We start from the raw sequence: 8,617 nt of genomic DNA, 5'->3' as shown, positions 1-8,617 counted from the left end.
GCCGTATGCGAGCACTTTTGCATCCTCCATCGCTTGAAAATACGACCGCCAACTCACCCAGTAGGCGTCTTTTTGTTCGTTTTTTCGCGCCGCAAATTGTTCAGCCGTCTCATAAGACATCACCATGAATTTCATTCCGTTTCCACCTCTCATCCACGCCGAATCTCCAGCGTATGGGCATGAAATTTTATAATCAAATTCGATTATCATCTAGTATATACTTAAATCAGCATGAAAGAGCAATCATTTTCAATAGGGTCGTTTGAACAGGAGAGAGGATCGATGGACAGAGATTTATTTCATTCGCTGAAAGGGGAACAAATCCGTTTTCAAGCCCTCAGTGTTGATGATGCGGAGGCAATTCATGCTTATGCCTCCAATGCGGAAGTTTCTCGTTTTATTGGCTGGAACTTGATGCAAGCTTTGGAGGATACCCGTAACTTTATTCAAGCGATGATCAAGCGCGAGTCGGAAGGTTCGCATTTGTATGCTTCAATTGTTAAGGAATCGACTGGAGAAATCGTTGGAACGGTGATGTTCTTCAACTTCGATCGCGAAGCGAAAAAGGCGGAAGTCGGTTATGTGCTTCATCAAGACCACTGGGGTAAAGGCTATGGAACGGAAGCCGTCGCTTTGATGACTCGGTTTGGATTTGAATCTTCGAAACTCCATAAGCTTCATGCCGGCGTTGTGGATGTGAATGTCGGGTCGGCTCGCATCTTAGAAAAAAACAGTTACGAGTTAGAGGGACGCTTAAAGGATCATTATTTTATTGAAGGCAGATATTACGATGCTCTGCTCTATGGGAAAATTCAAAAACGCGGGAATGTCAGCTAAGGTTACGCCTTTAATGAAGTCCCAGAAGGCTTCGCTCGAATTGCCGGCTCTTGAAAACATACGTGACGTCTTTTGGACTTCACCGGGTTGCGGGGTTCATCTTTTGTCTTGCATTTAGCCGATGTTGTATTTTCGCCCTATCAAATGCAACGCGAAACCGTCTGCAAAGTATATTCGATAAGGTCGAAATATTAAAATAACAACGCATGCGGCATGCTATAATAAAAGCGAAAAACCACCGCAATAACACATACCTTACGATAGGGAGTGAATCAAATTGTTCAGCAAACTCGGCCAAGTGATGTTGTACGTCAATAACCAAGATAAGGCGGTTCAATTTTGGACGGAAAAAGCAGGATTTCAGGTGATGGCTGAAGAAAATAATGGACAAGGCATGAGATGGATTGAAATTGCACCAAACAAAGACGCAGAAACGAGCATCATTTTGCACAACAAAGAATGGGTGGCGAAAATGTCGCCGGAGCTGAACCTCGGCACGCCTTCATTAATGTTTTTTACGGAAAATGTTGATGAATTGCATGACCGGCTTTCTCGAAACAACGTCAAGGTCGGGGAGATCGTAAACATGCCTTTCGGCAGAGTGTTTAACTTCGCCGATGACGAGGAAAATTACTTTGCCGTCAAGGAGCAAAAGTAAATCACGCAAAATTTGGCGGCTGACAAGTAGAGTCGGCCGCTTTATTCATTGAATCACAATCAAACAAGGGGGAACGTTAAATGTCGCTGGAAGCGATGAATGATTTGAAATTGGCGGTGCTCATTGATGCCGATAACGTGCCTTACACGAATATTAAAGGCATTCTTGAGGAGATTGCGAAGTATGGAACGCCGACATTAAAAAGAATTTATGCCGATTGGACGACGCCTTCGGTGTCAGGCTGGAAGAAAGTTTTATTGGATAATGCGATCGTTCCGATCCAACAGTACAGCTATACGACGGGGAAGAATTCGACGGATTCAGCGATGATCATTGATGCGATGGATATTTTGTATTCGGAGCAAGTGGACGGCTTTTGTATTTTGTCGAGCGACAGCGATTTCACGAGATTGGTGACAAGGCTCCGGGAAGCGGGCATGAAAGTGTTCGGTTTTGGGGAACGCAAGACGCCGAAACCTTTTATCGCGGCTTGCGACAAATTCACCTACATCGAAATCATTACAAACGGCAAAGATGGGAATGATGCTTCCCAAGTGCCGAAAACGAAAGTCAAACCGGATCCGAAAGCTTCCAATGTCGAAAAAATCGACAAAAAAATCGTCAAATTGATTTCGAATTCCATTAATGATGTGGCCGACGAAGATGGCTGGGCTTTTCTTGGGGCGATTGGCGGCTTGATCACGAAGAAGAAGCCTGATTTCGATTCGCGAAATTATGGGTTTGCCAAACTGACCCCGCTCGTCAAAAGCATTGAAAAATTCGAAATCAAAGAAATTGAAATGAAAGATTCGAATACGAAGCTCGTTTATGTGCGAAATAAAGAATAAACGGGAAGATCTGCTTGACTAAAAGGAGGTTACGAGATTGGCGCCTTCCGAGCGAACTTTAAAGACTTGCAGCCAAGGGCATCCATTTTATAAAAGCAGCGACTGTCCTGTGTGCCCAATCTGTGAACAAGAACGCAAACCTGAAAACGGGTTTCTCTCACACCTTTCAGCGCCGGCGCGACGAGCGTTGGAGAATCAAGGCATCACCTCATTGCAGCAACTATCGACTTACAGCGAAAAAGAAATCTTAAAGTTGCACGGCATGGGGCGGTCCTCGATTCCGAAGCTGAAGGCGGCATTGAAGGAAGCGGAATTATCTTTTAAAAAATGACGGGGGTCCGTGACCGATGAGATCAAAACGGAAGACTTTTCTGGCGGTATTTATTCAGGCAATTTTCATAAGCCTATTGATAGCAGGATGCGGCACTGCAAACTCAAACGATGATCTGTCTTCACCTCCTGACGGGGAAGGGTTCATTCTTGAAACAGCATCCAATAGAGTGTTGGTGATCGACCGGCCGATGAAAGGGAAGAAATGGGAGGATATTTCTCCGGGTTATCATGGAAAAGCCATTTGGTTAAGGACGAACCGCTCTGATTTGCGGCCCGGACAGAAAATCCAGTACTGGGTTAAAGGCGGCGTTGCCGAATCCTATCCGATGCAAGCGCAGGCTGAGACCATCAAGGTCATGAAATGACAAAGGGGAAGAGATCATGAAACTCGCGTTTTTGGTGATTGATATGCAAGCGGTCCACTTCGAAGGAAGAGTGAGCAAACAAACGATCGAAGAGGCATGTGAGTACATTAATTATGTGGCTGACCTGGTGAGATCGAACGGTCATTTGGTCATTCACGTGAAGGACATCGAAGGTATGGATGAGTCGAACAAAGATTCGTTCGAGGTGATTCCGCAAATCGTTCGGGAAACAGAGGATTTATGGGTCACGAAACAATTTTCGAACGCGTTTTGGCAGACGGACCTGGAACAAATTTTAAAAGCACATGGGGTGGAGTTTGTTATTTTGGCAGGTTTTGCGGCGGAACAATGCGTGCTGTTTACGTACAACGGGGCGTCGGAGAGAGGGTTTACTCCTGTGATGCTGCAAGGCGGCATTGTCAGTGCGAATCCGGATGTGATCGCTTCAACTTACAAGCATCGGAACCTCATCTCGCATCCGGTTGTGAAATGCATCGTCCATCGATAGTTCATAGGACTGGGAGTTAATGCTCGTATCATCGTTGAAACCATCCACCTGTTCCATACGTAAATAGAAAAGAATTATCGAACCGGAAAGGATGAAGAAAATGGCACGATGGGAATATCAAACAGTGAAATTCAAGACCGGAGGATTTATGGGAGGAAAACTGGACGAGCGCGCCTTTCAAGATGAGTTAAACACATATGGGCAGGACGGTTGGGAGCTTGTTTCTTGCTTCGATACGAGTCAATACCAAGGGTCATCGCGCGAAATCGTTGTTGTTTTTAAAAGAAGTCAATAAAAATAGGAACCCGTAACGATCTGGTATGAGCAGACCTCGGCAGGTTCGCTCATTTTTTTTGTCTCAAGCCGCAGATGGAAGAAAATCAGTCTCGAGACAGAGGAATTACCAAGATTGATCACTTATAGTAAAAAAAGATTATACTTCCCTGAGGATCACAGTGTCTCACACGGATTGTTCATATTCTGTTCATAAAAGGAAGTTAACCTCTTGGTATGATTCAGTTGCATGGGAGGAATGACGATGGAGAAAGGCAGAAATTCCGATGTATTGGCTGTTAATGCGCGCGGTCTCGTGAAAACGTTCGGCGATAACCGTGCGGTTGACGGTGTGGATTTAAACGTTCGTGCCGGCACGATCTATGGCGTGTTGGGACCGAACGGCGCAGGCAAGACGACCACGATCAGCATGCTGGGCACCTTGTTGAAACCGGATGCAGGCACGGCGAAGATCTTCGGATACGATGTCGTGAAGGAACCACAGATTGTGCGCCAATTGATCGGGATTACCGGGCAGTATGCATCGGTGGATGAGTCGTTGAGCGCGACCGAGAATCTCGTTATCTTCTCGAGGTTGCTTGGGCTGAGCCGCACGGAAGCGAAGCGGAAGGCTGCGGAGCTGCTCGAGGAATTTGGCTTGACGGAGGCGGCGAAGCGGCCGTTGAAAAAATTCTCGGGCGGGATGCGGCGGCGTTTGGATTTGGCGGCCAGCTTGATCGCACAGCCGCCGCTCATCTTCCTTGATGAGCCGACGACAGGGCTGGATCCGCGCACGCGGAACCAGATGTGGGATACGATCCGCCGATTGGTCGATACGGGGTCAACGGTCTTGTTGACCACGCAATACTTGGATGAGGCGGATCAGCTGGCGGACCGGATCGCGGTCATCGACCGCGGGAAGGTGGTGGCCGAAGGGACGGTCGACGAGCTGAAAGCGTCGGTCGGCACGTCGTCGCTGCATTTGCGGGTGCGGAGAGCGGAGGACATGGCGGAAGCGCGGAGGTTAGTGGAGAGCGTGCTGCATGTGCAGTCGAGCGTGTCGGCGGAAGCGGCGAAGATAACGGCACCGATGAAAGATCCGAATCGGGTGACCGATTTGTTGATTGCGCTGCGGGAGGCGGAGATTCCGCTTGCCGAGATGAGTGTGCAGAAGCCGACGCTCGACGAGGTGTTCTTGGCGATCACCGGTCACGGCGTCCAGGACGTACAGGAGTCTGAAGCGTCGAGAGAACGAATGGGGGTAGAAGTGTGAACAGTTCACCGATCACACCGGTTTCGGAACGCAAACTGAAAAATCATGCCAGTTTCCGGCAGTCGCTGCGCAATTCGTTGACGATGGCGTATCGGGGGCTGCTGAAGATCCGTCGGACGCCTGAGCAGTTGTTTGACGTGACGTTCCAGCCGATCATTTTTACTTTGATGTTCACCTACATTTTCGGCGGCGCCATTTCCGGCGATGTGCAAAGCTATTTGCCTGTCATCATTCCCGGCATCCTCGTGCAGACCGTCATCACGACATCCATCGTGACCGGCGTCCAGCTCCGCGAGGACATGGAAAAAGGCGTATTCGACCGGTTTAAATCGCTGCCGATCGCGCGCATTGCGCCGCTTGCGGGAGCGTTGTTGGCCGATTCCGTCCGTTATACGATTGCGACCGTGCTCACTTTTATCATGGGGTACCTCATGGGTTACCGGCCGGACGGCGGGATTGACCACGTCGTCATCGCCGGCATCCTCGTCATTCTTTGTTCTTGGGCGGTCAGCTGGATTTTTGCCTTTTTCGGTGTCATCGCACGTACGGCTTCAAGTGTGCAAGGCATCTCGATGTTGGTGCTGTTTCCGCTGACGTTTCTGTCAAACGCTTATGTTCCGGTCGAAACGATGCCGAATTGGCTGCAGTGGTTCGTTCGCGTCAATCCGATTTCGCACCTCGTCTCGGCCGTCCGTGAACTCGCGAATCAAGGCTCTTTTGGCCAAGATCTTGTGATTACCTTACTTGGCGCCGCCATCATTGTAGCCGTCTTCGCCCCGCTCACGGTCCGCGCATACATGCGGCGCACCTAACAGTGTTGGTAAAGAAGTTAACGAAATGGTTCAAACGGGATGACAGGTTACGAAAAAATCGCCGAAGTTTCCAGCAACTTTCATCGAATGGATATACATGGAATCCGTTCTGCCTTATAATAAAGTTAGTGAAATCAACTTTTGTTCAAGACATCTAGGTTTCGTCTGAGAAGAATCCGAGGTGTCTTTTTTATTTTGGCGCTGCCCATCACAACTGAGAACGATTCATCTTAATCGTACCGCGTTTTTTGTAAGCTTTTTTCGGTTACACCCGTACACACCATCTGGGTTAAGTGGTTGATTCGGAAAGTCGTAAGAGCCAGTCAATTACGAAGGGAATCTACGAAACGAACGTGGAAAGATGAACGGGGCTATCGAATAATCATTGCTAGGGGAAGGAGGGTAACATGAAAGCGTCTTTAATGCAGGACTTTCAACTGTTCTTGGAGCAGTATCGGGAATCGTGGAACGGGTTGGACGCCGCGGCTATGAGTAATTATGCTTCTAAACAGTTAAAAGTGCGTTGGGCAAATCCGGAAACGGTTGTGGCCGATTGGGGTACGGAAAACGCCGAACAAGGGTGGAAACAAGCCTATGAGCGGTATCGCGGGAGAAATCCGAAGTGGCGTTTCGAAGATGTGTTGGTCGAAATCAACGAACAGCAGGAAGGTGTTGCCGTGTTTTGGGTAACGTTTGAAGTGGATGGGAATCCGTCGGACGCAAAACTGTTGTTTGTCGAGGCGTTCCGAAAAGAAAAGGGCGAATGGAAGAAAATTCGCGAGTATGTCGAAAACAAGTTTTCGAGAACGAGCTCGGGCTAAACGGTTTTTACCAGCATTGCTAAACCATGCGCGAGGAAGGGAAAATTATGCCGATTGTTATAGGTCTTATCGTAATGGCAGTAGGATTGGTATCGCTCTATGCTAATCGCCAGCAGGACGAGCGGTTGCTTTTTTTAAAGCTGATGGGTTATTACGTTCTTGGTATTTTTTACATAAACTTAAATGGATTCATAATTCCGGCAGGCGTTGTGATCGGCTTTCTGCTCAAACCGTATATGAATAAAAAAATCAAGCGCGGCGCAGCGGTCTTTGGATTAATCATGATGTTGGTCGGATTCCTGCTCAGGTAAATGGTCATTCGAATCGATAGAAAGAAAGGAGCCTCCTGTGAGCCATCTTCTGCAAGTTCGCGTCACCGGAATTCTCATTGAAGATGAACGTCTTTTATTGGTCAGGCAGAAAGTTTCGGAGTCGAGAAACTGGTCGTTGCCCGGCGGACGCGTGGAAGCCGGAGAAACGTTGGAAGAAGCTTTGATGAGGGAAATAATGGAGGAAACTGGACTGCATACGAAAGTGGTTAAGCTGCTGTATGTTTGCGATGTCCCCGAAGCAAATCCGGCTCTGATCCATGTTACATTTTTAGTGAGAAGCGTCGGCGGGGAACTGACCTTGCCGTCGAATGCATTGGACGATAATCCAATTTCCGCCGTGAAAAAAGTACCGATAACGGATTTAATCAACTACGGGTTTACCGAACGGTTTTGCAACTGCCTGCGAAATGGTTTTCCCGGCAGTGGAGATTACATGGGGCATAAGAAAAACATTGGACTTTAAATGAGTTGGAGAGATAAGTCAAATATTGGATATCAGCCACTCATTAATCAGGTACGAGCCAATAAGAGATTAGGAGGAAACGTTATGAGTATAGAAAGCGAATTGTGCAGGGAAGTTTACCGGCAAATGGAATTGCATCAAGCATTTAAGGAGGGCGAGTACGAAGAACTCAATACTCTCTATTCGGACGAAGAGTTTCAGGGTCAGCTTTACATACCCCGTGTTGGCCATGTACAGAGTTTCAATGTACAGGAGATCCGTGAAGGAAACCGAGAAGCGGCAACCAATTTCAAAGGAAAAAACATCCACTTCGTTTTTTCAGGCTTGCAAATCGTTCCCCAGCATGAGAATCAAGCAGCGGTATCCTACGTTGTCACCTATCGGGATAACACAAGAATGGTCAGGGCGTTAAACCTCGAAGTTTGGAAGAAAGGTCCCGACCATCAGTGGAAGATGATTCGTTGGTATCAAGAAAAAGGGTCAAACGAGTAACGCCGGTTGTAAAACATAACGCACGGCGGGCAGTGAATTAAAACCAATAGGAGAGGATTGGATGAAGCATCAAGATACGGAAAAGCAGCGGTTGCCGGAATTCGCCGAGTTTCATGAAGACTTTCTGGCGAAATGGGACCACGCGATGAAAACGGGGGATGCAGCCAAGCTCGAAGCGAAAATGGTAGACGAATACAAAGTTTATTTCTTTACTAAAGCGGAAGAAGCCCCGTCCGTGTTTGAAATTGGTGAAATCAAGCAGGGCATGAGAGCGTCGGTTTCCGGTCTGTCCGGAGGGCGGAAAACTTTCACGAATAAAGTGATCCGAATGTGCGGGGATGACGAAGCCGTCGTGTTTTATGAGCAAATCATCGAAAAAGACGGCGAAGAGAAGGCGCGGCTGTTCACCATTGAGAGTTGGAAAGCATCAGGCAGCGACTGGATTCTCCTCCGTGAAATCGTCCAACCGGTCGGGTAAAGTTTTATCAATAAAGCTGCAATTTTTATAATAAAAACAGCCTGTCTAAAACCGAGCTTTTATAAAAAAAGGAATAAAAAGACATCTGTCGAATTGTAGTCATAGGGAAAATCAATGCAGCGAT

14 protein-coding genes are annotated in these 8,617 nt (G+C 47.7%); all 14 read left to right on the top strand.

What is annotated here, in order from left to right:
- Positions 1–282 precede the first annotated feature (282 nt).
- Positions 283–837, top strand: coding sequence for a GNAT family N-acetyltransferase (locus tag VFK44_06420; GenBank protein HET7628009.1), 555 nt, complete (start codon positions 283–285; stop codon positions 835–837).
- Positions 838–1,114: 277 nt separating this feature from the next.
- Positions 1,115–1,495, top strand: coding sequence for a VOC family protein (locus tag VFK44_06415; GenBank protein ID HET7628008.1), 381 nt, complete (start codon positions 1,115–1,117; stop codon positions 1,493–1,495).
- An 80-nt stretch (positions 1,496–1,575) separates the two neighbouring features.
- On the top strand, positions 1,576–2,343 hold the full coding sequence (locus tag VFK44_06410; protein ID HET7628007.1) for an NYN domain-containing protein: 768 nt from the start codon (positions 1,576–1,578) through the stop codon (positions 2,341–2,343).
- Between the two features lie 37 nt (positions 2,344–2,380).
- A complete protein-coding gene (locus VFK44_06405) occupies positions 2,381–2,674 on the top strand; it encodes an RNA polymerase alpha subunit C-terminal domain-containing protein (GenBank protein ID HET7628006.1) in 294 nt (97 codons plus the stop codon).
- A gap of 16 nt (positions 2,675–2,690) precedes the next feature.
- A complete protein-coding gene (locus VFK44_06400; protein HET7628005.1) occupies positions 2,691–3,041 on the top strand; it encodes a YobA family protein in 351 nt (116 codons plus the stop codon).
- A 16-nt stretch (positions 3,042–3,057) separates the two neighbouring features.
- On the top strand, positions 3,058–3,549 hold the full coding sequence (locus VFK44_06395; GenBank protein HET7628004.1) for an isochorismatase family protein: 492 nt from the start codon (positions 3,058–3,060) through the stop codon (positions 3,547–3,549).
- Positions 3,550–3,649: 100 nt separating this feature from the next.
- The gene (locus tag VFK44_06390) at positions 3,650–3,844 is read left to right on the top strand and encodes a DUF4177 domain-containing protein (GenBank protein HET7628003.1); all 195 of its coding nucleotides are present in this window, start codon (positions 3,650–3,652) and stop codon (positions 3,842–3,844) included.
- Between the two features lie 243 nt (positions 3,845–4,087).
- Positions 4,088–5,095, top strand: coding sequence for an ATP-binding cassette domain-containing protein (locus VFK44_06385; GenBank protein ID HET7628002.1), 1,008 nt, complete (start codon positions 4,088–4,090; stop codon positions 5,093–5,095).
- Complete coding sequence (locus VFK44_06380) at positions 5,092–5,907, top strand: ABC transporter permease (GenBank protein ID HET7628001.1); 816 nt, start codon at positions 5,092–5,094, stop codon at positions 5,905–5,907. The genes VFK44_06385 and VFK44_06380 overlap by 4 nt, the downstream gene beginning before the upstream one ends.
- Before the next feature lie 407 nt (positions 5,908–6,314).
- Entirely contained in the window at positions 6,315–6,728 is a 414-nt protein-coding gene (locus tag VFK44_06375; protein ID HET7628000.1) for a hypothetical protein, read from the top strand.
- Positions 6,729–6,775: 47 nt separating this feature from the next.
- Positions 6,776–7,039 carry a hypothetical protein gene (locus tag VFK44_06370; GenBank protein ID HET7627999.1) on the top strand — a complete coding sequence of 88 codons (264 nt, stop codon included), beginning with the start codon at positions 6,776–6,778 and terminating at the stop codon, positions 7,037–7,039.
- Between the two features lie 37 nt (positions 7,040–7,076).
- Entirely contained in the window at positions 7,077–7,523 is a 447-nt protein-coding gene (locus tag VFK44_06365; protein ID HET7627998.1) for an NUDIX hydrolase, read from the top strand.
- A 126-nt stretch (positions 7,524–7,649) separates the two neighbouring features.
- Positions 7,650–8,015: a hypothetical protein gene (locus tag VFK44_06360; protein ID HET7627997.1), complete on the top strand. Its 366-nt coding sequence runs from the start codon at positions 7,650–7,652 to the stop codon at positions 8,013–8,015.
- Positions 8,016–8,076: 61 nt separating this feature from the next.
- Entirely contained in the window at positions 8,077–8,493 is a 417-nt protein-coding gene (locus VFK44_06355) for a hypothetical protein (GenBank protein HET7627996.1), read from the top strand.
- The last annotated feature ends 124 nt before the right edge of the window (positions 8,494–8,617 follow it).

It is taken from the genome of Bacillales bacterium, from assembly GCA_035700025.1.
In the GTDB taxonomy this organism is placed as follows: domain Bacteria; phylum Bacillota; class Bacilli; order Bacillales; family DASSOY01; genus DASSOY01.
The sequence above is the reverse complement of the archived record's forward strand: the minus strand, read 5'-3'. Positions and strand labels throughout refer to the sequence as shown.